Genomic DNA, 21042 nt, shown 5'->3' with positions numbered 1-21042 from the left:
GCGTTCTCAGACGAAGGCCGGGTGGGTTGTGCTCACCGATTCGACGGCCTCCAGGTCGACTCTCTCCCCTGGGAATGTGTCGACAAGGACTCGCGGACCGGTCTTGCGAGGTGATCGCTTCCACGTGGCGCGCGCACGCGTGCCGGTCAGAACTGTGTTCTTGAACATTCCGTTGCCGCCGGGCACAACGAGTTTTTCGTGGACCGGGTCGAGCGTGGCGCTGCGATCCTTGTAGCCGAGGATGATCTCGTCGAATCCCGGCAGCAACATGGTCTCCTGCGCCGCAGCCTCCCATTCGGCCAGCCGGCCCTCCAGATCCGGTGCGTGCACGTAGTCGGTGCCGTCGATATCGGAGCTCACAATCTCACCGGCATCGACTCCGGCCTGAATGGCCTTTCTCATCCTCGTCTTCGGCAGTCCCGTCCAGCGTGCCGCGTCGTCGACCGTGACCGGTCCGTGGCTGGTCACGAAGCGTCTCATCCATTCGTGGTCGGCCGCGTCGGCGTCCAACTTCGCAGGTGTGGGCACCCAATCGGCTATGAGCACGTATTTCATGTCGTCCTTGCCCTCGATCATGGGGGCTTGGACGATGATGTTCTGCAGCGCCAGGGAGGTGATGAGGTACCGGGCGTGGCCGTATTCGTCTCCGGCGCCGATGGGAGCGAATGCGTCGAGCAGCTCGTCGCGCGTCAGCGGTCCCCGTTCCCGGATGGCTGCTGTGGCGAGTTCGGCTGCAGTGTCGAGCATGGCGTCGGTGATGCCGAAGTGCTCACGCCGCTTGGCCGTGGATTTCATGGTCCGCGCCCCGGTGAGGCCGAGGATCCACCCGATGTCCTTGGCCGTGGTCAGGTGGATGGTGCCGCGTTGAGTCCACGAACGCACGATCTCTCCGGAATCGATGGCGGTTCGGACGGCGGCCACGCCCGCGGTGAGGTCGGGCCCCAGCCGTAGTGCGACGGAGACCAGCGCTCCGCCGAGGGCTTGCGCTTGGACGCAGCCGAGATGTTCCACGACGGCTCCGGCAGGTGAGAGGCCGGTTCCTGGGGATGAGGGCGGAGGACCGACGAGTCCCTGTGAGATCAGACGGGCTGCCGAGATCTGATGTGCGTCCATGATCCAACGGTAGTGCACGCCGGTGACACGACAGTTGTGAAAAGACGACAGACCGGGGACGCAGGACGGTGATCGTGCAGTTGAATCGTTCAGCCCATGATGTCTATGAGGCCGGGCACCCGCACGCGCGGCAGGCAGCCCGAGGTGGCGAACTCTCCCCAGATCCGGCGCAGCTCGGGACCGGCGACATCGGTGGTCTTTCCGTAGTCGAGGAAGGAGTCGTGCCAGATCTCGCCGGGGAAGATCAGCGGGAGGTCTCCGGAGTGGGCGGCGTCGAAGAAGCTGCCGTCTCCGCGGGAGACGATGAGCAGGCGGGCGCCCTGACCGCCGGACATCCGGTGACGGTCGTAGAATTCGCGTCCGGCCCGGGTGTAGACCGCCGAGGTGATGCCGGAGATGAGGGATTCGAGCATCGGGGAGGTCAGTGTGCGGTCGTGGAGGCGACGCAGAGCGGGAACGAAGCCGGCGAAGAAGGCCATCTCGCGTTCCGTGCGGGTCATGAGGACGTCGAATTTCGGGGCGACTGCAGCCCAGGCTTCGGCTGCGTTCGAGCGTGATGGCAAAGGGTACTGACCGTAGCGGACGCCGAAGCACATTCCGGCGTGCAGGCCTCCGACGAGGGCGGCTTTGTGCACTTCCTCCTGCGCTTGGAGAATGTCATCGACGCCGGCTGCCGGGTCGATCTTCTGGGCGACTTTCCCCATCGCCCAGTTCATTGCGTCCGTGCCGCCGGCCAGTCCCAAGGGGGCTGAGGCCATGAGCACCCGTCGGAAGAGTCCTGCGGTGCCGTCGGCGATCATGAGGTGCGCGCAGGCGTCTGCTCCGGCGCTCTGACCGGCGACCGTGACATTGTCCGGGTTGCCTCCGAACGCGGAGATGTTCCTCTGCACCCAGCGCAGTGCGGAGATCTGATCGAGCACTCCGAGGTTGAGGTGTTCGTCTCGCCCGGTTCCGAGGTATCCGAGGACCCCGAGGCGGTAGGTCACGGAGACGACGATGATGTTCTGCTCGGCGGCCAGGGCGTGCGGATTGTAGATCTCCGCGTCTCCGGCACCGGCGACGTAGGCTCCGCCGTGGATCCAGACGAGGACGGGCAGCCCCGCCTCGGTGGTGGTGCCCTTCGGCATGGTCACGCTCACGCGCAGACAGTCTTCGCTGATGGGAAGCCCACCGAGCTGGTCGAAGGTCATTCCGGCGTTCGGGTCGCGGCGCAGCTGCGGGCTCGCCGGGCCGGGCTGACCGCCGTCGATGACGTCCACCGGAGGTTCATCGACGGGAGGGAGGAAACGGCCTGCGCGGGCATAGCGGATGCCCCGTGCGCGGATCACATCGTCGAAGACGTGGGCACGCACACGTCCGCACGGGGCGGCGATGTCCCGTGTCTCCTCCATTCGGTCGGCTTACTTGCTGGGCTCGACCGGCGGCTCGGCCGACCAGGGGAAGACGATCCACTGATCGGTGCGCTTCCACACGAAGTCCGGGTCGATGATCGACGCGGACTTCGCGTAGATGACGGCCGACTGGGCTTCCGCGCCGTGTTTGCGCAGCAGCTCGAGGACGAGGGCCAGGGTGCGTCCGGAGTCAGCGACGTCGTCGACGACGAGCAGCTTCTTGCCCTTGATCGCTTCGATGTCGAGCATCGGGGCGAGCAGGATCGGATCCGGCAGGGTCTCGTGGACGTCGGTGTAGAACTCGACATTGATGGCGTCGGAGAGCTTGAGCCCGAGGGCGTAGGCCAGTGCTCCGGCGGGCAGCAGTCCACCACGGGCCACGGCGATGACGATCTCGGGGTCGTAGTCGGAATCCGCGATGGTCTGTGCCATCTCCCGCGCCGATCGGCCGAACATGTCCCAGCTGAGAATCTCTTTTTCGTCGAGATCGGTCGAATCGGCGTGGTAGGCCATGGATGCTCCTCGTGTCTGCCCGTGTGTGGTTCGAACTTCAAGGATACGCCGTCGCCGGTTCAGCGCAGAAATACCTCGAGTCCGGCCATCTCCTGCGCCTGCGATCCGGTATGGGTCGGCGGGTTCGGGTTGACCCAGTATTCGCCGGTGTGGGCATTGCGTTCGAGCAGGCGGTAGTCGATGAGTTCACGCCGCAGCAGGGCGAAGTCCGGGTGGAAATCACTGAGGATGGCGCCCAGCTGTTTCTCGCTGTAGACCCGATCCGGCTCAAGGGCGGCGAGCACCTCGATGAGGATAAGCACGAGGGCGCGGCGTTTCGTCGGAATGGCGACGAGGCGCCCGTCGGGCATGAATGTTCTCAGTGTCTTCGCCCGAAACCGTGCGATCTCCGGGTCGATGGTGGCTCCGCGACCGGTAGTGGACCCGGGCACTGCACTGCGGTTGGCGTTCTGTTTCGCGGCGATCAGCGCGGTGCGGGCCGTGGTGAAGTTCTCACCGGTTTCGGTCATCCTTGTGCGAACGAGATTCTTGAAATCCTTGTCCTTGGTCATGGTGTCGCTTCCTTTGGCGACCAAGTCTCCCCCAGCACGAAACCTGGTCAGGAAATCACCGTGCCGGTTTCGTCCGAGGATTCTCTCCCCTTCGCCATGCGGTCGGTGTGCTGGGAACACGACCTCGGCTGGGCGTTGGATGCGCCGGATTCCAGTATAGGCACAGCCATCGTCGATTCTCGAAGTAGTCGGGTCAAGTCTCGAGGGCTTCGAGGTACATCCACCGGCCGGCTCTGCGGACGAAGGAGGAGTGCTCTTCGAGGACATGATCGCCGAGGTGGTCCCGGAATCGCGCGCGGAAGTGCACAGTGCCGGTGGCATCGTCGACTCCCCCGCCCGCGGTGGACACGATTTCGAGGCCGAGCCATGTGGTGGCGTCATCGACGCCGACATCGCCGGGTCGGGTCTTGGCGTGCCACGTGCGGAAGAGGTGGTCTTCGTTGCCGCGGACGAAGGCGGTGTAGCGGGAGCGCATGAGCGCCTCAGCGGTGGTGGGCCAGGTTTCACCGTCGAGGGCCGGGCGGCAGCAATCGTCGTAGTCGGTACCCGGAGGCATTCCGGAGCAGGGGCAGATCATCTGTCGATGATATCGGGCGTGGACAGCGGGGGCAGGCGTGCGAAGATGGGGACATGACTTCACTGTTCCTGTCCGGAGACCCGAAGGCCGATGCGCTGTTGGCCGAAGACCGCTTCGCCCTGCTCGTCGGAATGCTGCTTGATCAGCAGGTGACCATGGAGAGTGCCTTCGCGGGTCCGGCCAAGCTCGCTGACCGACTGGGCAAGCTCGACATCGACGAGATCGCAGCGATGAATCCGGATGATTTCCTCGACATCTTCGCGCGGACTCCCGCGGTGCACCGATTCCCGAAGTCGATGGCCGGACGCGTGCAGAAGCTCGCGGCAGCCATCATCGACGACTACGACGGGAATCCCGAGGCGATCTGGACTGAGGGTGACCCCAGCGGTGCTGAGGTCCTCAAACGCCTGAAGAAGCTTCCCGGCTACGGTGAACAGAAGGCCAAGATCTTCCTGGCCCTGCTCGGCAAGCAGTTCGAACTTCGGGCCGAGGGCTGGCAGAAGGCCGCTGGTGACTACGGAGACGCAGATGCCCGCCGTTCGATCGCCGATGTCCGCGATGACGTCACTCTGCAAGAGGTGCGTGCCTTCAAGAAGCAGCAGAAGGCTGCGGCCAAGGCGGCAAAGGCTGCAAACAAATAGCGTTGGTCGCCCAGAGTCGCGTACTTCCGCGCACTCGGACGTGAGTTATCCACAGATTCGACTTCGCCTGTTCTAAAAAGCGTGCCTGTCGAATAATGTAGGGAATCCGGGTGTCGACCGACCGGGTCGCGCCGCAGTTGCAGACCACAGAGGCGTGGAATGAGAACTGGATCGTCCCGACCGTATCGTCGACCTGCCCAAGTATTCGTTGCCGTATTCTGCGCGCTGAGTTTGGTCTCGGTCGTCGGCTGCTCCGATAATTCCCCGGTAGCCGCACCGACGTCGACTCTGCCCGCTCAGCAGCCGGACGGAGGAGCGACTGATGACCCCACCGAGGTGGCCATCCCCGATTACGAAACCGACCTTGACCTCGACCAAGAGGAGAAGAAGGCCGTAGAGGGCGCGTTGGTGGCGTTCGTCGGGTACTTTCAGACAGTAAATAAGGCGTATTCAGGGGATTTCGCCGCCGCAGATGACTTTCCAGAATACGCCGATGGCGAAGCGCTGAAATCCGTCAACGGAGATGTTGAGGTCATCGAAGATGGATCGTATAGATTCACCGGCGACGTCACCCCCAGCAATATCGAAATAGAGGAAGTTGAGTCCGAGGCGGGATCTGTTTCACCCACTGCTGTCACAGTCCACTTCTGTTTCGACCTTTCGAAGTGGTCATTGCTGCCAAAGAACGAATCGCAAACACCCAAAAGCGATGAGCTGGTAACAATGGAACACAACATTTACAAAGAATCTGGCAACTGGAAAGTCACGGAACAAACCCTTCGAGAACGCAAATGTTGAAGGCGAATGCTCTTTTGGGTGTGTTCCTCGCAGTTATCCTGACCCAAGTTTTACTTCTGCCGCCACCTGCGTGGGCTTCTCCTACCTGCGATATGCGAAATATCAATAGCTGCTCGGCTGACACCCCAGGCGGCGGGGGCGGCTCTGGCGGTGGCGGTGGCTCCGGAGGTGGCGGCTCTGGCGGAGGCGGCAATGGCGGCGGCTCCGGAGGCGGTGGTAGCGGCGGCGGAGGTGGCGGCGGTGGACTGCCTGACTGTCCGACGGAAGAGGTCGGCTATCTGTGCGTGAGCGAACCCGGCCCCGGCGGTGGAGGCGGTGGCGGAGGTGCTCCGGCTCGGCCCGATCCCCCGACTCACATCCCGGAATCGCAGTTTCAGAACTTCGACATTCCGGCACCTACAATCTATGCCTGGCCCAAGGATTGGGCCGTCGTCGGCAAACCGGCTGCCTTCTGGACGGACACCGATGTCAGCTATATCGACATGACCCTGCTGACCTATGCCGTCAAAGTCAAAGTCACCCCAGAGCGTTTCAACTGGGACTTCGGAGACGGATCGGGAACGACAACCACCTCGAAGGGTGCGAAGCCGCTGCCTGGCGGCGCCCCACAGATCGGACACGAATATCAAGAGTCAGGCACGGTGTCGGCGTCGATGACTGCAACATTCAGCGGAGAATTCTCCGTCGACGGTGGCCCCTGGCTTCCAATCGACGGATTCGCTCACGTCGCCAGCAACGACATCGGCATCGAGGTCTACCGTTATCACCGCTACCTCGTCGACGAAGACTGCTATTCCAATCCCCGCGGGCCAGACTGCGCCCGATCTGCTCGATGATGCGGTAGTCATCGGCCGGAATTGATCAGAACATCGCATTCGTGAGGGCAGTAGGACCTTGACCACAGTAACCTGAAACAATGGCCTCATGGTGTGCCGAATCAACGAGCTCCTGATCGATTCTCATTGGCCGATCGTCATCATCGGTGCGGGCCAAGCCGGACTGTCCGCAGCACATTACCTCTGGCGCGACGGCCTCGCTCCGGGCAAGGATTTCATCATCCTCGATGCCGGAGACGGACCTGGTGGAGCCTGGCGCGAACGGTGGGACTCCCTGACCTTGGGCACCACCAACCACATCTCCGACCTGCCTGGATTCCCTCTCGAACGTCCCGACCCGAACGTCCCCGCCTCGGAGATCGTCTCCGACTACTACTCCCGCTTCGAACGCGAGCTCGAACTCTGTGTCATCCGCCCGGCTGAAGTGGAGACCGTGCGGTCCGAAGAACCCGGACAGGGACGGTTCACTATAGTTGCCACCATCGACGGCGGACAGGTGACGCTCTCCACCGACTTTCTCATCAACGCGACCGGCACCTGGACCCAGCCTTACGTCCCCTTCGTCCCCGGCATCGCGGAGTTCGAGGGGCACCAGCTGCATACCGTGAACTTCCGAGACGTCGAAGACTTTCGGGGACTGCGCACACTCGTCGTCGGCGGCGGAATCTCCGCCACCCAGTTTCTCCTCGAACTCGCCGAGGTGACCGACACTCTCTGGGCCACACGCCGTCCCCCGAACTTCACGTCCAGAGAATTCGACGGCCAGTGGGGCCTCGAAGTCGAACGAGCCGTCCGGGAACGAACACTGTCCGGTATGGCCCCCGCCAGCGTCGTCCGAACCACCGGGCTGCCGATCCGCAGCGAATTCCGAGACGGAATCGACACGGGAATTCTGGTCTCTCGCGGCATGTTCGACCGCATCCTTCCGCACGGCGTCCACTTCCCCGGAATCGGCGACTCCGAACTGCCGACCTCGGCGGAGGGTCTCGGTCCTTCAGCCAGCGACCATCTGGCAGTGCCCGAGTCATGGGCTCCATTCGACGAACCACGAGACGAAGAGATCGACGTGATCTTCTGGAATACAGGGTTCCGGGCGGCGCTCAAACACCTTGCACCGCTGCGTCTTCGCACACCGGATGGCGGGATCTCCATGGACACCGAAGTCGCGGTCAAAGACGATCCGCGGCTGTTCCTCGTCGGCTACGGATCGGCCAGTTCTACGGTCGGAGCCACCAGAGCGGGAAGGATTGCGGCCCGGGAACTGCTCAAACGCATGTCCGACGGTCGGCAGCCTCAGCGCAGGTCTGGGGCTTTGAGCACCTGATCGTCGAGGCGAACCGTCGGCAGCATCTGTCTGAACTGGTCCTGTGCCTCGGTGTCATCGGCTTGCGCGAGCATGTCGACGCTGACTTTGAATAGTCGGCCGTCAACGGACACTCCGGCAACGGCACCGAAGATCACGGAATCCTCTTTGTCGACTGCTCGCATATCGTCGGGAGCCAGCGTGCCGTGGAAGACCCAGTACTCTCCCCCGCTGAGCGAACCGGTGGACTCGCTGCCCATGGATGACCCCGAAGTGCTGAACATCCGCTCTCGTGCCTTGTCCACCAATGCTTGTGGTGTCGACTCGTCATCGTCGAGACAGTTGACCGTGATGATCGCTCCGGAATCGGTTTCATAGAGTCGATATCCGTCGTATCCGGACCCGTCGGCCCAGTCAGCGCTCAAGGCCAAGCTGACTTCGACGGGACACTGTCCACCCAGTTCGACAGTGGTCTCACTCATGCCATCGGGAATCGTCGGACCGGTTGCTGTCGGCGAAGGTGACTGCCCGTCACCGATCCCCACGTTTGCCGGCTTGGATCCCGCATCGTCCGAGCTGCTGACCCGGAACGCCGAACATCCGCTGAGAACCAGCCCCAGGGCCAGAGTCACCGCTACGAGTGGTCTGTTCATCATCGTCTGCCTTCACTCGATCCGTGGGTCATCCATATCTTACCCAATCGCCGACCCGTCCCCGCTCTCTAGCGCAACTGCGAGCTGCCGCCTAGCCTGGAATCATGACTGAGATCCCGCTTTTCGATGATTCTGATATCAACCGTGTGCTCTGCGTGGTGGCCCACCCCGACGATATGGAATACGGCGGTTCCGCGGCAGTGGCGAAATGGACCGATGAGGGCAAGGAGGTCGCTTATCTCCTGCTCACCCGCGGGGAGGCGGGGATCCGGAACATGCCCCCTGAGGAGGTGGCACCGCTGCGCGCGGAGGAGCAGCGTCGGGCGTGCAATATCGTCGGTGTCGACGATCTGGAGATCCTCGACTTCCAGGATGGTCTGCTGGAACCCACGCACGAATTGCGAAAGGCGATTGCACGGAAGATCCGTGAGTTCCGACCGAACGCGGTTGTCGTGACAACCTTCGACCTCAAGGTTCAGTGGGGACTCAATCATGTCGACCATCGCCATGCCGGCGTCGCCACCGTCGATGCGATCCGCGATGCCGACAATCCCTGGGTCTTCACCGACCTCAGGGACGAGGGACTCGAAGCGTGGAAGGCGGATCGCCTGCTCATCAACGGAGGACAGCCCACACACGCCGTGGCGCTCACGGCCGAGCACGTCAATCGTGGTGTGCGGTCCCTCGAGGCGCACAAGGTCTACTTGAACGCGCTCGGCGACCATCCGGCACCGAAGGACATGATTCCCGGAATCACCACGAGCGGTGGAGAACTCGCCGGCGTCGACTATGCCCTGCCGATCACCGTCATCGACATGTGAGCTCGTCAGCATGTGCCGGCTATTGGCATGTGCCGCCTGTCGGCAAACAAGGCAACGACTCGTATCGGCACACGTCGCTGACAGAAAGCGAACCGGGCGGGACTCACGTGAGTCCCGCCCGGTTCACTATTCGCAGGGCGATGCTCCGACCTGCGAGGAGGAGATCAGGCTCCCAGAACCGCGATTGCCGAATCGTAGTCGGGTTCGGTCGTGATCTCGTCGACGAGCTGCGTGTACGTTACGGTGCCCTTCTCATCGAGGACGACGACGGACCGTGCGAGCAGACCGGCGAGCGGGCCATCGACCATGGTCACGCCGAAGTCCTTGCCGAACGAGCTGCGGAATCCCGATGCCGTGACGACGTTCTCAATGCCTTCGGCACCGCAGAAGCGAGCCTGAGCGAATGGAAGGTCGTTGGACACGCACAGAACGGTGGTGTTCTCCAGACCCGCGGCGAGTTCGTTGAATTTGCGCACCGAGGCGGCGCACACGCCAGTATCGAGGCTGGGGAAGATGTTGAGCACGACGCGCTTGCCCGAGTGATCCTGGGAGTTCACATCGCCGAGGTCGCTGCCGACGAGGCTGAAGGCCGGAGACTGCTCGCCCTTGGCTGGCAGGTCGCCGACGGTCTTGACCGGAGATCCCTGAAATGCTGTGTTGGCCATGCTTGACTCTCTCCTTCTTCAGAGCTGACTGCTGTCACTCTCACTCTACGTGAGTTGCCGCCGAGGCGAACCCGATCAACATGGACCGGACATTCGACCGACTTTCTGATCGTTGAGTCCCACCCGCTGCAGCCGGTCGCTCAACGGCGACGGCGGCGTGAGAAGAACACGAGAGCCGTACCGAGTGCGATGATCGCGGCGGCGATGCCGATGCTTGCGGCAAGCTCGAGACCGGTCCGTGGCAGGTCAGCGCCACCGCCTGCGCCGGCTGCCGAGTCGTCAGCTTCGCCGCCTTCAGCATTGCCGTCCGATGCACTGTTCGTCGAGCCGTCGTTCTCGGATGTTGCTTCTCCGGCATTGTCCTCCCCGTCAGCGCTTCCGGAGTTCCCGGAACCCGCTCCGTCGGAGGACCCACCGGCGTCGGACTCGGCTCCAGCGGACGCATTCGAGCCTGCCTCGGCAGTGGCTTCGCCGGAGCTGTCGGAATCCTCGCTGTCGCCGGAATCGTCATCGTCTCCGCCCGGTGCACGGCTGCTGGTGACGACTTGCCAGTTCTCGTCGAAGAAATCGGCGGGGTCGACGATCTGCTTCTCTTCCGCCCAGTCGATGAGGGCCTGGCGCACCTCGACCTGTTCGTTGTAGACCTCTTTGAGTCCGTCGACCGGGTAGCCGCCTCCCCCGGACTGTCGGTAGTTGTTGATCGCGAGGATGAACCGGTCGGTGTCTCCGATTTCGCTGCCGTCGGCCTGTTTGAGGTTCTCGATCCTCTCCCCGGTCGGTTTGGAGACATTGATGTCGTAGTCGATTCCGGCCAGAGCATCGTAGTTGTAGTCCGGGATCGGAGATTCCGAGACTTCGTCGATCGCGTTCGTACCGTCGATCGGGTCGAATTCGGCGCCCTCCTCGGTCTGTTTGAAATAGCGTGCCGAGTATTCGAGGTAATCGCGCAGTTGGGCACCGTTGATCTCGACTCCGGCAAGAGTGTTGTCGTAGACGTAGAGTCCGGCCACGTCTCGGATCGTGATGTCACCAGCCGGGAACTCTGCGGTGCGGCTGAAGGGAGATGCCTGTGAGATCACGGGAAGATCGTCATAGTCCGTTCCTTTCAGTCCTTCTTCCACCGTCTCGGTCTGGACGTGAGAGATGAAGTCGAGGATCGCCGTGTCCTCATAGTATGAGGTCTTCGCCGACAGTGTTTCGGTCACTGACCCGATCTTCGTGTTCACGTAATCGATCGTGGTCCGGTGCTGCTCTTCGACGAGGTCTTTGATCTCCTGATCCTCAGCGACTTCGCCTTGGGTGGCGAGAGCGTCTGCGTGCGGCTCGGTCTCGCCCCAGTCGACGTGGTGGGTGTCGAGGTTGATCGGCAGCCCCACCTCTGAGACCGAACGGGCCCAGTAGTTCGGTTGGGTGATGAGCACCTGGCTGCCGTCATCGCGGGTCACGACTTGGCTGGGTTCGTTCTGGTGGGTATGGCCGGCGACGAGGACATCGATTCCGGGAACTTTCGCCACCGAAGTGCTGACGTTCTCCTGCAGTTGGTCCGGATCCCAGTTCTGTCCGTTCGGATCTTTGCCGGAGTGGGAGAGCACGACGACGACGTCGGCGCCCTTCTGTTTCATCTCGGGGACATACTTCTGGGCTGTCTCGACGGGATCGTCGAAGTGCACTTTTCCGGACAAGTTGTTCTTGTCCCAAATTCGGCTGCCGGGAGTGGTCACGCCGAGGACGCCGACGGTGATCGTCTCACCATCGACCTGTTTGTCGACCAGCGCGTACGGGTCCAGATGGGTTTGGCCGTCTGCGTCGTCGATGACATTGGCGCCGAGAAGCGGAAAGTCGACTTGGTCGCTGTAGGTAGACAGCAGGTCGAGGCCATAGTTGAATTCGTGATTGCCGACGACCTGTGCGTCGTATCCCAGATGGTTGTAGGTCTTGGCCAGCGGGTGTGTTTGGCCGCTGGTCGTGATCGGCTCCTGTTTGGCGTAGTAGTAGGCCAACGGACTGCCTTGGATGGTGTCGCCGTTGTCGAGGAGGAGCACGGAGTCGGCACCTTTGTCCTCGCGTACTCCCTTGATCAGCGTTGAGGCTCGGGACATGCCCAGCTCCTCCCCTGCCGGGTAGGGCTTGTTCGCGAAATAGTCCCAGTTGAGGACGTGGCCGTGAACATCGGTCGTGGCCAACAGAGTCAGCTCCCCGGTCTCCGCCACCTGCGAGTCGGTGGGGGCATGGGCGCCGTCGAGGCCGGTCGCGGAGGCGGCCGCGGGTCCAGTGATGATCAGAGCGAGGGCGAGCGAGGACGAGGTCAGGGTGCGCAGGCGCATATGTCTCCAGAGAACTGGTCAATGAGGATGACAGTGATTCAACTCTCTTACCCTAGTGGGCGCTGACCGTTTTCTGAATGGATCGTGAGAAAAATTTGAACAAACTCTATTGCTCTCACGCCACAGAAGAATCGGTGCCGTCGGCCTGATCCTTCGCAGACGCAGATTTCGCCTCGACGACGATGAGGATGACGACAACGGCCGCGCCGAGAACGGCGAGCAGAATCGGGCCGAGCACCGGGTCGACGGGAGCCAGCAGACCGCCCGCCCCGTGTTCTTTGCCGTCGGCGCCCACCTCGGCAGATGACTGCCAGGGCCAGAGTGCGCGCAGGGACCCGAACATCAGTCCGGCCATGACGATGAGTGTCCACCACCGGTGATTGCGCAGGAAGTACTTGAGGAGATTGACGAAGACCGCAAGGCCGACGACTGCGCCGAGCAGGAAGATTCCGAGGTACCCGAAATCGCGTGTGTCCACGGCGCGCAGTGTGGTCGAGTACATGCCGACTGCCAGCAGGAAGAATGATCCGGACACTCCTGGAACCACGAGTGCACAGATGGCAATCGAGGCGACGAAGAAGACGGCGATGAGCGGTGGGTTCTGCACATCGGCCCCGCCGGCCAGACTCGTCATCAAGAACGCGAGAGCGGCAGCGACGATGAAGGCCAGAACGCCGAGGAGCACTGGTTGCCGCGAAGAGCGTGCCGGCAACATGCGCAGCGGCACCGCAATGCTGGCGGCGACGAGACCGAAGAACAGTCCTCGGGAGAGTTCGGGATTGCCGGTGACGAAGGATTCCAGGACACCGGCGATGGTGAATACGGCCACTGCCATCCCCACCAGAACCGGGATGACGAGGAACCAGTCGGTGCGCCGCAGCTCCGCCAGTGCTCCCGCGACACGGTTCGGTCCTGTCACCAAGATCTTCGCCGCCGAAACGACGTGCGCTGCGGAGTCGATCAGCTGGTCGTAGACTCCGGTGACCAAGGCGATAGTTCCGCCGGAGACCCCGGGGACGAGTTCGGCACTGCCGATGAGGAATCCGCGGATCAGGTCGAGCGGCAGGAGTGCTTTGGATCGTTTCGGCGCAGTGTCGGTTCCAGTCACTGGGGTGTTCGTCATACCTCCCAGCTTATTTGATCAACCTGTGGCTGGGAGCCTGCGGCTCAGTCGCCGATCTCACCGTCGATGTCCTCGCGCAAGATGTCCGCATGCCCGGCGTGCCGCGCGTACTCTTCGAGCCCTCGTCGTTCGTTCGGGGAATTGCTCGGATCGGTCAACGGCAGGGTCATGCCGAGGCTCTCTGATCATGCAGACGGCCTGATGTTGGAACCAGGCGTGTGAAGCTCAGTCTAGTTTTCGCCGGCCGATATCGAAGAGATTTCCTTCGGGATCTTTCAAGGTCGTCCATTCGATCCCGTATTCGTCGAAGGACGCGAGCTTGTGCGCGCCCAAGGCGACCGCGCGGTCGACGTCTGCCGGATAGTGCGGATCGTCGAGGTCGATGTGCAGAGGGTTCTTCCCCTCCGCGCGTTCGTCGACTTTGAGGAAGAGCATTCCCGGGGCCGGTGACTCGCTGTTGTGGACTCCCCCGATGCTCGCAACGAACTCGTTGGCGCCGGGGTCGATGTCGGTGCCGAGGAGGTCCGCCCAGAAGATCGATTGCGCCTCCACATCGAGGCAGTCGAAGGTGATGCTCAAAGATGCCAGCGATGCCATTAGCGCAGTCCTTTCACAGTCGGATCGGTGTTGACCCGACTCTAGAGCACCGCACCGACACGGCACCTCGACGGCGTCATCGTCGGTTATCCGCCGTCATCGTCACGTCAACCGCGGGGCTGGCGCGCCAACTGCCGCGACTGAGCGACGAGGCGGCCGGCCGAGTCCCACAGTTCGCAGTCCTCTTCGAACATGCCGCCGGCAATGTTCCGAGTGGACAGTCGTGCGCTGATCCAGCCGGGAGCGGGCAGGGCGCGGACGTGCGCGGTCAGTTCCATCGTCGGTGCCCAGTTGAAGCGACCGAGGTCGAACATCACCGGTGGGAACGAGTCGAGGAAGGTCAGCAGGGACAGAGGGTCCGGGTCACTCCCGTCGATGAACCGAATCCAGCCTTGGAGCACTCCGCGACCGCTGGGTTTGCCGACCGCGAATCCGGCGGTGGCCGGGTCGAGTCGCATATCGAACCGTTCGATCAGCGGTGCCGCTTTCTTGAAGTCCTCGCTGGCTTCGGCAACACCGACGCATTCTTCCGGTGGTGGCAGGTGCGGCGGGGTGGCTGTCGTGCCGACATCGTCGGGAAGCTCGCCGAGGTTGCCCATCGTGGCCATCGCAGAGATCGTCGGTGCCCCGTTCTGGACGAGTTCGATTCCGTAGCTCGCCGTCGATCGGCCTTCGCGCAGAGTGCGCGTGGTGATGTCGACTGACCCCTCTCTGCTGGGCCCGAGATAGAAGGTCGAGATGACGAGAGGGTCCGGAGTACTCGGGTTGACGGCACGCAGGGCTTGTCCGGCGACTCCGAGGAGGTAACCTCCATTGACGGCGCCGGCGACTTTCCAGCCGGCGTCGAGCTCGGCGGTGAAGCTGTGGTCACCGTGACGGGTGACTGCGGTGGCTCGGGAGAATTCGCTGGCGGTCGTTTGACTCATATCACATACAGTACCAAGAGCTGAACGAACGTCCAGCCAGATTCAATGCCGTCCGAGCTGCCGTTCGTTGCCGTGCCGGTAGTTTCCCGTCGCCCGTGCCAATAGCTGCTGATCGCTCTCGTCATCTCGGCCGAGCTTGGGGATGAGTGCGGCAGCCTTCTTCCCGCCGAGTTCCATGACGGTTCGGCCACCTCGGCGAATGAGGAGGACCCCGGACTTGGTGACGTGGTATTCGAATGGATCACCTTCGAGGCTCATGTCTGGACTCCTTGATCGCGCGCTCAGGCTCTCGCACCTCTTCATTGAACCGCGGCGAGAGCACACCGACTAGTCTATGCGCATGAGTGTGAAGCTGACCCGGGTCGATCCACATGGCCGCGACGATGATCATCTTATTGATTTCTACACCACGGAAGAGTTCCCTTTCCACGCCAAGTTGTCCGTCTGGTCGACCGAAGAAGTGCGCGAACGGATCGCGGACGGCTACTTCATCAGTGAGGAGACCGAAACGTTCTGGCTCGTCCACAGCGAGCTGGGTCGGATCGGCATCGTCCGCCTCGAGGATCTTCGTGACGAGACTCCGCTGTTCGACCTCCGATTGGCTTCGCGATTTCGAGGTCGGGGCCTCGGCGTTGAGGCGTTGACCGCCATTACCGCTCATGTCTTCTCCACCACCCGCGCGATTCGGTTTGAAGGTCAGACACGCGAAGACAATCACTCCATGAGGTCGGTTTTCGACCGGGCAGGCTGGACGAAAGAAGCTCACTACCGCCGCTCGTGGCCAGTCAATGGTGGCGATCCTCTGGATTCGGTCGGCTATGCGATCCTGCGCGAGGAATGGGAGACAGGCGTCAGGGATGAATTGCGCTGGCATGATCGCCGTCATTTCCGTGATCAGACTCGATCTGGGATCACGTATTCGTCGAATACTCTGCCTTCGCGCAGTGAGCTGCTCAAGCTCTATGACTCGGTCGGATGGTCTGCCTATACAAGCGAACCGGAACGGCTGATCCGCAGTGTGCTCAGCTCCGCGCACGTCGTCTGTGCTCGTCAGGCGGGGACGCTCGTGGGAATGGCGCGCGTGGTCACTGACTTCGGAACGCTTGTCTACCTTCAAGACGTCCTCGTCGATCCAGGAATGCAGCGGCGCGGCATTGGGGCTGAACTCGTCGTTCGCGTCCTCGCACCTTTCGCCGATGTCCGACAGACCGTTCTGCTCACCGATGCCGATTCAGGACTGACTGTGTTCTACACGTCGCTCGGCTTCAGCGAGGCCGCCCCGTCGGCAGGGGCGACGGTCCGTGCTTTCGTCCGATGACGTGAAAGTGCCCCTGACCTTCCGGCCAGGGGCACCTTCTCTCAGTCAGTCAGCGAGTGACTGTCAGAGTGTGTTTCAGTTGTTCTTCTTGCGACGCATGGTCAGAACAACAGCGGCTCCACCGACGAGGAGCAGTCCGGCTCCGGCAGCAAGGCCGGTCAGCTCGGCACCGGTGCGAGGCAGATCAGAACCGCCATCACCGTTTCCATCATCGTTGCCGTTGTCGTCACCATCGTCGCCGCCGCCGTTGCCGTCTTCGTCGGCAACGACCTGGAAGGAACCGGTGAGGGCTTCTTCGTCTTCAGTGTCGTTGGCGCCGGTGACCTGGACGTCGTACTTACCGAGGTAGGCCTCGGGGTTCGAAGCGCTGGTGCCGTAGATCGAGAATCCGACGACGCCGTCAGCGTTGGCGGTCTCTTCGAGAGTGATGCCCTCGACGTTTTCAGGACCGCCGACAACTTCGAGGGTCACCTTCTCGCCCTCGTCGAAGCCTTCAGCGGTGATCTGAACGCCCTTGTCTTCCTTCACGAAGTCCGAAGCAGCGATCTCCTTCGGCTCGACGGTCAGCTTGCGCTCGGCCGGGGCTTCTTCAGCCTCGACGGTCACGACGAACTGAGCCGCTTCGGAGCTCTGACCGTTGACGTTGACGACTGCGGTGTAGTTGTAGTCGCCAGCCTCAGCAGGAGCCTCGGTGGAGAAGTTTCCGTCAGCATCGGTCTTGACCGTGACACTGCCCTCAGCCGGTGCGGCCTGAGCCTGAGCGGAACCGGCGTTGGCGCCGGCGGGCTTCCAGGTCAGCGTCACTTCGGCGTTCGGAGCAGCCTTGCCGCTGATCTTTCCGCCTTCGACGACCGTCTGGTCTCCGACCTTCGGGGCTTCAGGCTTCTCGTCACCGTCTGCGTCGGAATCGGCTTCGTCATCCTTGCCGTCTGCAGCGGCGGAAGAGTCGGCGTCGTCACCGTCGGCGGCAGCGGAGGCGTCTGCGTCCTTGCCGTCGGCACCGGCGTCTGCGTCCTTGCCGTCGGCACTTGCGGAAGCGTCTGCATCCGTGCTGTCAGCGTCAGCTTCGGCATTCGAATCGGCGCCGTCGGCATCAGCACCGCCGTCGGAGTCGTCTGATGCCTTGACCGTCACTGTGAAGGAAGCGGCCTCCGAGGACTGACCGTCAACGGTCGCCACGGCCTTCGCTTCGTAGTCGCCTTCTGCTTCGGGACCCTCGAGAGTGAAGTTTCCGCTGTCATCGGCCTTCGCGGTGGCTTCGCCTTCCGCGGCTCCGGTCCAGGTGACCTTCACGTCAGCACCGGCCGCAGCCTTGCCCGTGATCGCGCCCTTGGGCTCGATGGTCTGGTCCTCGACAGTCGGAGCTGCAGGAGCCTCAGGCTGATCGCCCGGGTCTTCGAGCGTGAACGACTCACCGGATTTGGTGAGTGAGTTTTCAAGGTCGGCGACCCAGGTCCACGCGCCAGTCTCGGGTCCACCCGAGATGACACCGACAGCGGTATCGCCCTGGTAAACGGCGCCGCCGGAGTCACCGTGGTCCGAGAAGCGCTTCCCGCCGGAGGTGACCTCGAAGCCGTGAACGGCACGTCCACCAATGTTGGCGTATTCAAACGCTTCTGGATCGTCGAGGACGGTACCCGTAGTTACGCCTGTGGTCCGCCCGGACTTCTGGATGGACTGCCCGGGAACGGCCGCACCGACTTTTGTGACCTTAGTAGTGCTGGCCGAAAGGTCGTTTTCTGCTTTCGCAGTAGTCCAATCGGTCACTTCAGCTTTGGTCTTGAACTTGTCATCGACCTTGACTACTGCGAAGTCGATCGCCTTGTCTTCGTCAGCCACCGTGCCGGTGCCGTCACCGTTGTCGATGATCTCCGACCCGTACTGGTTGAAGCCCCAGGAGCCGATCGACCCTACACCAGCCTTTACAAAGCCTTCGCCGCCTACTGCTTCCGCCGAAGAGGGAAGTTCCATGTCCAGGATCTCATTCTGAGTTCCGCCGGCAGTGTCGACTGCACAGTGACCGGCAGTAAGAATTACCTGATTGCCTTGATCGTCCCAGCCAGCAAACCCTGTGGAGCAAACAGCGGCGCCTTTCGGATGCGACACTAGGTATCCTGCACCACCGACCAGGTCGGTCTTGGCCTGAGGCTCACCGGCAACGTATTTGGGATCGACGACAATCTCGACGTTATCGTACTTGGAAGCAAAGGACTTGACTTTGTCCGTCTTCTTCGCCACTCCGACCACGAGGTCGTCGCCGTCAACGCCGAAACGTCCGACTTCCGAGACCAGCTTTCCACTATTGTCGGAGAGGTTCTTGTAAACGGCAGTCTGGACAGCATTCTCGCTGGAGACTTTCACCTCTGGCTGATCAGCCGCCGCTGGCCCTGCGACGAACGCGCCGCCGAGCCCCAATGCCGCAGCCGCCGCCATGGCCAGCGAACTCTGCACGAGTTTCTTCTGCATAAGTTGTTGTCTCTCTGTTCTGAGGGATCAATGTCACAAGTTGTTGACCTAAGTCACGATAAGGTTACGGGCCACCCTCAGGTACTACCAAAAAAGTACGTTCAAAGCTGTGAACTTAATGTACGAAACTTCAGGAGATGTACACGGCCCCTGGCTGTTACCTCCACTGAGATTCCCCCATGAATCAACGATGCCCCCGGTCAGAAGACCGGGGGCATCGTCAGTGAGTGTTCAGCAGACCGTCAGACGATCAGCATCACTGTACTCAGTTGTTGTTCTTGCGACGCATCGTCAGAACGACTGCGGTTCCGCCCACGAGGAGCAGTCCGGCTCCGGCAGCGAGGCCGGTCAGCTCGGCACCGGTGCGAGGCAGATCAGAACCGCCGTCATCGTCGTTTCCGTCGCCGGCATCGCCGTCGTCGTTGTTGCCGTCATCGTCGCCGCCGGATCCGCCACCGGATCCGTCTTCGTCAGCGACAACCTCGAACGAACCGGTCAGGGCCGGCTCATCCTCGGTGTCATTAGCGCCGGTGACCTCGACGTCGTACTTGCCGAGGTAGGCCTCGGGGTTCGACGCACTGGTGCCGTAGATGGAGAATGCGGCGGCACCATTTTCGTTGGCGGTCTCATCGAGGGTGATGCCTTCGACGCCTTCGGGTCCGTTGGCGACCTCAAGGGTCACCTTCTCGCCCTCGTCGAAGCCCTGGACCGTGATCGTCACGCCCTCGTCTTCCTTCACGAAGTCGGAAGCGGCGATCTGCTTGGGATCGATGCTGATCTCACGCTCGACAGGAGCGGGAGTCTCGGACTCGTCCTTCTCAACGGTCACATCGAATTCGGTCGTCTTGGATTCCTGTCCATCGACGATCGCGGTTGCGGTGAAGGCGTAGTCGCCTTCTGCCTTGGGGCCTTCGACGGAGAAGTTTCCGTCCTTGTCGGCCGTGACAGTCTCGGACCCGTCTTCAGCTGCCTGAGCTTCGGTCTTCTGACCGTCGGTCGTCGATTTGGCTTCCCACGTCACCTCAACCTTCGCACCGGCCTCGGCCTTGCCCTTGACCTCGCCATTGGGCTCGATGGTCTGGTCTTCGGCCTTCGGAGCGGCAGGAGCCTCAGGGGTCTCCTCGCCGGGCTTCTCGAGGTGGAAGTCGGTACCGGACTGCTCGAGTGAGTGATCGAGGTCGGCCACCCAGCTGAACGAAGTATTGTCATCGTAATCGCCGCCACCGGAGATGACGCCGACTGCAGTGTTGCCCTGGTAGACACCGCCGCCGGAGTCGCCCGGCTGCGAGAAGGGCTTGTCGATCGGAGCGGTGACACCGAAACCGTGGACCCAGCGGCCGCCGACGTTCGCGTACTGGAACTGGTCGTTGTACTCGTCGAAGGTCGTGCCGGTAGTCACTCCGGTGGTGCGGCCCGACTTCTTGATCGCGCCGCTCTTCTCGGCTCCCACCTCGGTGATTTCAGTGGTCGACTTGGCCAGGTCGTCCGAATCAGCAGTCGTCCAGTCGGTGATGCCGTTCTTGACGTTGTACTTCGACTCGTCGACATTGATCACGGCGAAGTCGATGTCGGACTCGCTGGGCTCGGGCCACTGGTCCTCATCGGCGCCTTCGAGCAGGTCGCCTCCGAAGTTGTGGAAGCCCCACTTGCCGATCACGCCGGCGCCGGAGGCCTGGAAGCCTTCTCCGCCGTTCGCCTGAGCGATCGAGGGCTTCTCGGTCTGGTCAACCGTCGTGTCACCGTCGAACTCATTGGTCTGCTCGTTGATGATCTTCGAGCAGTGTCCGGCGGTGAGGACGACGGGCTTGCCGTCTCCGTCCCAACCGGAGAAGCCGGTCGAGCAGGCTCCGCCGCCGTCGCCGGCCTTGACGAGGTAACCGGCACCGCCGACGAGATCGTTGCTCGCGTAGGGCTTCAGTTCCTTGATGCCCTCGGTGACCTTGATGTTCTTGTACTTCTTTTCGAGCTTCTTGATCTCGTCGGTCTTCTCGGCAACGCCGATGCTGAGCTCGCCGCCGTCGGTGCCGTAGGCGTTGACACCTTCAATGCCGGACAGCGCCTTCTGGACGTGAGCTTCATTCTGAAGGTCCAGCTTCTGCGGAGCGTTGTCAGCCATCGCCGGCGAAGCGACGAGCGCGCCGCTCAGGCCCAGCGCAGCAGCGGCGCTGATTGCCAGCGAACTCTGCACGAGTTTCTTCTGCATAAGGTTGATTCCCTTGATCGTTGTCGATGCTTCGATTGCCCGACCCCGTCAACAGGCGTCGCCGCAGCCCGGCGGCTCGTGTTTTCGGTGTCAGCTTTCCAACCGTGTGAAAGATTACGGTTTGGTCACGACGTCGTGCAAGAACAATGAGTGTTGCGAGTGAACACAACTTACAGAAGTCACCGACGTCCCCGACTTCAGCGTTCTGACAGGTGATGCCGAA

21 protein-coding genes are annotated in these 21042 nt (G+C 62.2%); 6 read left to right on the top strand and 15 right to left on the bottom strand.

The genetic code is table 11. The features are described 5' to 3' along the window. Positions 1-6: 6 nt before the first annotated feature. The 5 genes from AD89_RS0108535 to AD89_RS0108515 form a co-directional block, all read right to left on the bottom strand. Positions 7-1113 carry a winged helix DNA-binding domain-containing protein gene (locus AD89_RS0108535; RefSeq protein ID WP_025778182.1) on the bottom strand — a complete coding sequence of 369 codons (1107 nt, stop codon included), beginning with the start codon at positions 1111-1113 and terminating at the stop codon, positions 7-9. Between the two features lie 89 nt (positions 1114-1202). Then, entirely contained in the window at positions 1203-2504 is a 1302-nt protein-coding gene (locus AD89_RS0108530; RefSeq protein ID WP_025778181.1) for a carboxylesterase family protein, read from the bottom strand. Between the two features lie 9 nt (positions 2505-2513). Continuing rightward, complete coding sequence (locus AD89_RS0108525; protein ID WP_025778180.1) at positions 2514-3017, bottom strand: phosphoribosyltransferase; 504 nt, start codon at positions 3015-3017, stop codon at positions 2514-2516. A gap of 59 nt (positions 3018-3076) precedes the next feature. Continuing rightward, positions 3077-3568 carry a DUF2087 domain-containing protein gene (locus AD89_RS0108520; RefSeq protein WP_025778179.1) on the bottom strand — a complete coding sequence of 164 codons (492 nt, stop codon included), beginning with the start codon at positions 3566-3568 and terminating at the stop codon, positions 3077-3079. A 193-nt stretch (positions 3569-3761) separates the two neighbouring features. After that, positions 3762-4145 carry a YchJ family protein gene (locus tag AD89_RS0108515; protein WP_025778178.1) on the bottom strand — a complete coding sequence of 128 codons (384 nt, stop codon included), beginning with the start codon at positions 4143-4145 and terminating at the stop codon, positions 3762-3764. A 53-nt stretch (positions 4146-4198) separates the two neighbouring features. On the opposite strand from AD89_RS0108515, the gene AD89_RS0108510 reads away from it, so the two are divergent. The 4 genes from AD89_RS0108510 to AD89_RS0108490 all read left to right on the top strand — a co-directional run bounded on the left by AD89_RS0108510 (position 4199) and on the right by AD89_RS0108490 (position 7744). Further along, a complete protein-coding gene (locus AD89_RS0108510; RefSeq protein WP_025778177.1) occupies positions 4199-4786 on the top strand; it encodes an HhH-GPD-type base excision DNA repair protein in 588 nt (195 codons plus the stop codon). 336 nt (positions 4787-5122) lie between these two features. Beyond that, entirely contained in the window at positions 5123-5584 is a 462-nt protein-coding gene (locus AD89_RS19905) for a hypothetical protein (protein ID WP_025778176.1), read from the top strand. Between the two features lie 284 nt (positions 5585-5868). Continuing rightward, positions 5869-6420 (top strand): hypothetical protein, encoded by a 552-nt coding sequence (locus tag AD89_RS19285; protein ID WP_025778175.1) that lies wholly within the window; start codon positions 5869-5871, stop codon positions 6418-6420. Positions 6421-6508: 88 nt separating this feature from the next. Further along, positions 6509-7744 (top strand): NAD(P)-binding domain-containing protein, encoded by a 1236-nt coding sequence (locus AD89_RS0108490; protein ID WP_051505161.1) that lies wholly within the window; start codon positions 6509-6511, stop codon positions 7742-7744. Here the strand turns inward: AD89_RS0108490 and AD89_RS0108485 are convergent. Continuing rightward, positions 7714-8205 (bottom strand): hypothetical protein, encoded by a 492-nt coding sequence (locus AD89_RS0108485; protein ID WP_155807391.1) that lies wholly within the window; start codon positions 8203-8205, stop codon positions 7714-7716. The two genes, AD89_RS0108490 and AD89_RS0108485, sit on opposite strands and share 31 nt — an antisense overlap. Before the next feature lie 275 nt (positions 8206-8480). On the opposite strand from AD89_RS0108485, the gene AD89_RS0108480 reads away from it, so the two are divergent. After that, the gene (locus tag AD89_RS0108480; RefSeq protein WP_025778172.1) at positions 8481-9197 is read left to right on the top strand and encodes a PIG-L deacetylase family protein; all 717 of its coding nucleotides are present in this window, start codon (positions 8481-8483) and stop codon (positions 9195-9197) included. A 164-nt stretch (positions 9198-9361) separates the two neighbouring features. On the opposite strand, the gene tpx is transcribed toward AD89_RS0108480, so the two are convergent. From tpx to AD89_RS0108445, 7 genes are all read right to left on the bottom strand, one after another. Continuing rightward, positions 9362-9862, bottom strand: a complete 501-nt coding sequence (gene tpx / locus AD89_RS0108475) for a thiol peroxidase (RefSeq protein ID WP_025778171.1) — start codon at positions 9860-9862, stop codon at positions 9362-9364. Between the two features lie 140 nt (positions 9863-10002). Then, positions 10003-12186 carry a bifunctional metallophosphatase/5'-nucleotidase gene (locus tag AD89_RS0108470; protein ID WP_025778170.1) on the bottom strand — a complete coding sequence of 728 codons (2184 nt, stop codon included), beginning with the start codon at positions 12184-12186 and terminating at the stop codon, positions 10003-10005. A gap of 115 nt (positions 12187-12301) precedes the next feature. After that, positions 12302-13309 (bottom strand): DUF368 domain-containing protein, encoded by a 1008-nt coding sequence (locus tag AD89_RS0108465; protein WP_025778169.1) that lies wholly within the window; start codon positions 13307-13309, stop codon positions 12302-12304. A 44-nt stretch (positions 13310-13353) separates the two neighbouring features. After that, complete coding sequence (locus tag AD89_RS19650) at positions 13354-13479, bottom strand: mycothiol transferase (protein WP_081770388.1); 126 nt, start codon at positions 13477-13479, stop codon at positions 13354-13356. Positions 13480-13534: 55 nt separating this feature from the next. Continuing rightward, a complete protein-coding gene (locus tag AD89_RS0108455; RefSeq protein WP_025778168.1) occupies positions 13535-13906 on the bottom strand; it encodes a VOC family protein in 372 nt (123 codons plus the stop codon). A 107-nt stretch (positions 13907-14013) separates the two neighbouring features. Further along, a complete protein-coding gene (locus tag AD89_RS0108450; RefSeq protein WP_025778167.1) occupies positions 14014-14832 on the bottom strand; it encodes a thioesterase family protein in 819 nt (272 codons plus the stop codon). A gap of 42 nt (positions 14833-14874) precedes the next feature. Further along, a complete protein-coding gene (locus AD89_RS0108445; RefSeq protein ID WP_025778166.1) occupies positions 14875-15090 on the bottom strand; it encodes a hypothetical protein in 216 nt (71 codons plus the stop codon). Between the two features lie 82 nt (positions 15091-15172). Here AD89_RS0108445 and AD89_RS20545 point away from each other — a divergent pair, with 82 nt between their 5' ends. Further along, positions 15173-16150 (top strand): GNAT family N-acetyltransferase, encoded by a 978-nt coding sequence (locus AD89_RS20545; RefSeq protein ID WP_025778165.1) that lies wholly within the window; start codon positions 15173-15175, stop codon positions 16148-16150. Positions 16151-16225: 75 nt separating this feature from the next. Here AD89_RS20545 and AD89_RS19280 read toward each other — a convergent pair whose 3' ends face one another. Further along, positions 16226-18616: a trypsin-like serine protease gene (locus AD89_RS19280; RefSeq protein ID WP_025778164.1), complete on the bottom strand. Its 2391-nt coding sequence runs from the start codon at positions 18614-18616 to the stop codon at positions 16226-16228. Between the two features lie 265 nt (positions 18617-18881). Next, entirely contained in the window at positions 18882-20819 is a 1938-nt protein-coding gene (locus AD89_RS0108430; RefSeq protein WP_025778163.1) for an LPXTG cell wall anchor domain-containing protein, read from the bottom strand. Positions 20820-21042: the final 223 nt, after the last annotated feature.

The sequence above is a fragment of the Brevibacterium sp. VCM10 genome (genome assembly GCF_000583215.1).
Taxonomy (GTDB): domain Bacteria; phylum Actinomycetota; class Actinomycetes; order Actinomycetales; family Brevibacteriaceae; genus Brevibacterium; species Brevibacterium linens.
This window is presented reverse-complemented; position numbering and strand designations above follow the sequence as displayed.

Coding starts and splice junctions, on each gene's coding strand:
- AD89_RS0108480 (WP_025778172.1), top strand. CDS start 8,481: ATGACTGAGATCCCGCTTTTCGATGATTCTGATATCAACCGTGTGCTC.
- AD89_RS0108450 (WP_025778167.1), bottom strand. CDS start 14,832: ATGAGTCAAACGACCGCCAGCGAATTCTCCCGAGCCACCGCAGTCACC.
- AD89_RS0108430 (WP_025778163.1), bottom strand. CDS start 20,819: ATGCAGAAGAAACTCGTGCAGAGTTCGCTGGCAATCAGCGCCGCTGCT.
- AD89_RS0108515 (WP_025778178.1), bottom strand. CDS start 4,145: ATGATCTGCCCCTGCTCCGGAATGCCTCCGGGTACCGACTACGACGAT.
- AD89_RS0108445 (WP_025778166.1), bottom strand. CDS start 15,090: ATGAGCCTCGAAGGTGATCCATTCGAATACCACGTCACCAAGTCCGGG.
- AD89_RS0108470 (WP_025778170.1), bottom strand. CDS start 12,186: ATGCGCCTGCGCACCCTGACCTCGTCCTCGCTCGCCCTCGCTCTGATC.
- AD89_RS19280 (WP_025778164.1), bottom strand. CDS start 18,616: ATGCAGAAGAAACTCGTGCAGAGTTCGCTGGCCATGGCGGCGGCTGCG.
- AD89_RS0108530 (WP_025778181.1), bottom strand. CDS start 2,504: ATGGAGGAGACACGGGACATCGCCGCCCCGTGCGGACGTGTGCGTGCC.
- AD89_RS20545 (WP_025778165.1), top strand. CDS start 15,173: ATGAGTGTGAAGCTGACCCGGGTCGATCCACATGGCCGCGACGATGAT.
- AD89_RS0108455 (WP_025778168.1), bottom strand. CDS start 13,906: ATGGCATCGCTGGCATCTTTGAGCATCACCTTCGACTGCCTCGATGTG.
- tpx (WP_025778171.1), bottom strand. CDS start 9,862: ATGGCCAACACAGCATTTCAGGGATCTCCGGTCAAGACCGTCGGCGAC.
- AD89_RS0108535 (WP_025778182.1), bottom strand. CDS start 1,113: ATGGACGCACATCAGATCTCGGCAGCCCGTCTGATCTCACAGGGACTC.
- AD89_RS0108510 (WP_025778177.1), top strand. CDS start 4,199: ATGACTTCACTGTTCCTGTCCGGAGACCCGAAGGCCGATGCGCTGTTG.
- AD89_RS0108485 (WP_155807391.1), bottom strand. CDS start 8,205: ATGAGTGAGACCACTGTCGAACTGGGTGGACAGTGTCCCGTCGAAGTC.
- AD89_RS0108525 (WP_025778180.1), bottom strand. CDS start 3,017: ATGGCCTACCACGCCGATTCGACCGATCTCGACGAAAAAGAGATTCTC.
- AD89_RS0108490 (WP_051505161.1), top strand. CDS start 6,509: ATGGTGTGCCGAATCAACGAGCTCCTGATCGATTCTCATTGGCCGATC.
- AD89_RS19650 (WP_081770388.1), bottom strand. CDS start 13,479: ATGACCCTGCCGTTGACCGATCCGAGCAATTCCCCGAACGAACGACGA.
- AD89_RS0108465 (WP_025778169.1), bottom strand. CDS start 13,309: ATGACGAACACCCCAGTGACTGGAACCGACACTGCGCCGAAACGATCC.
- AD89_RS0108520 (WP_025778179.1), bottom strand. CDS start 3,568: ATGACCAAGGACAAGGATTTCAAGAATCTCGTTCGCACAAGGATGACC.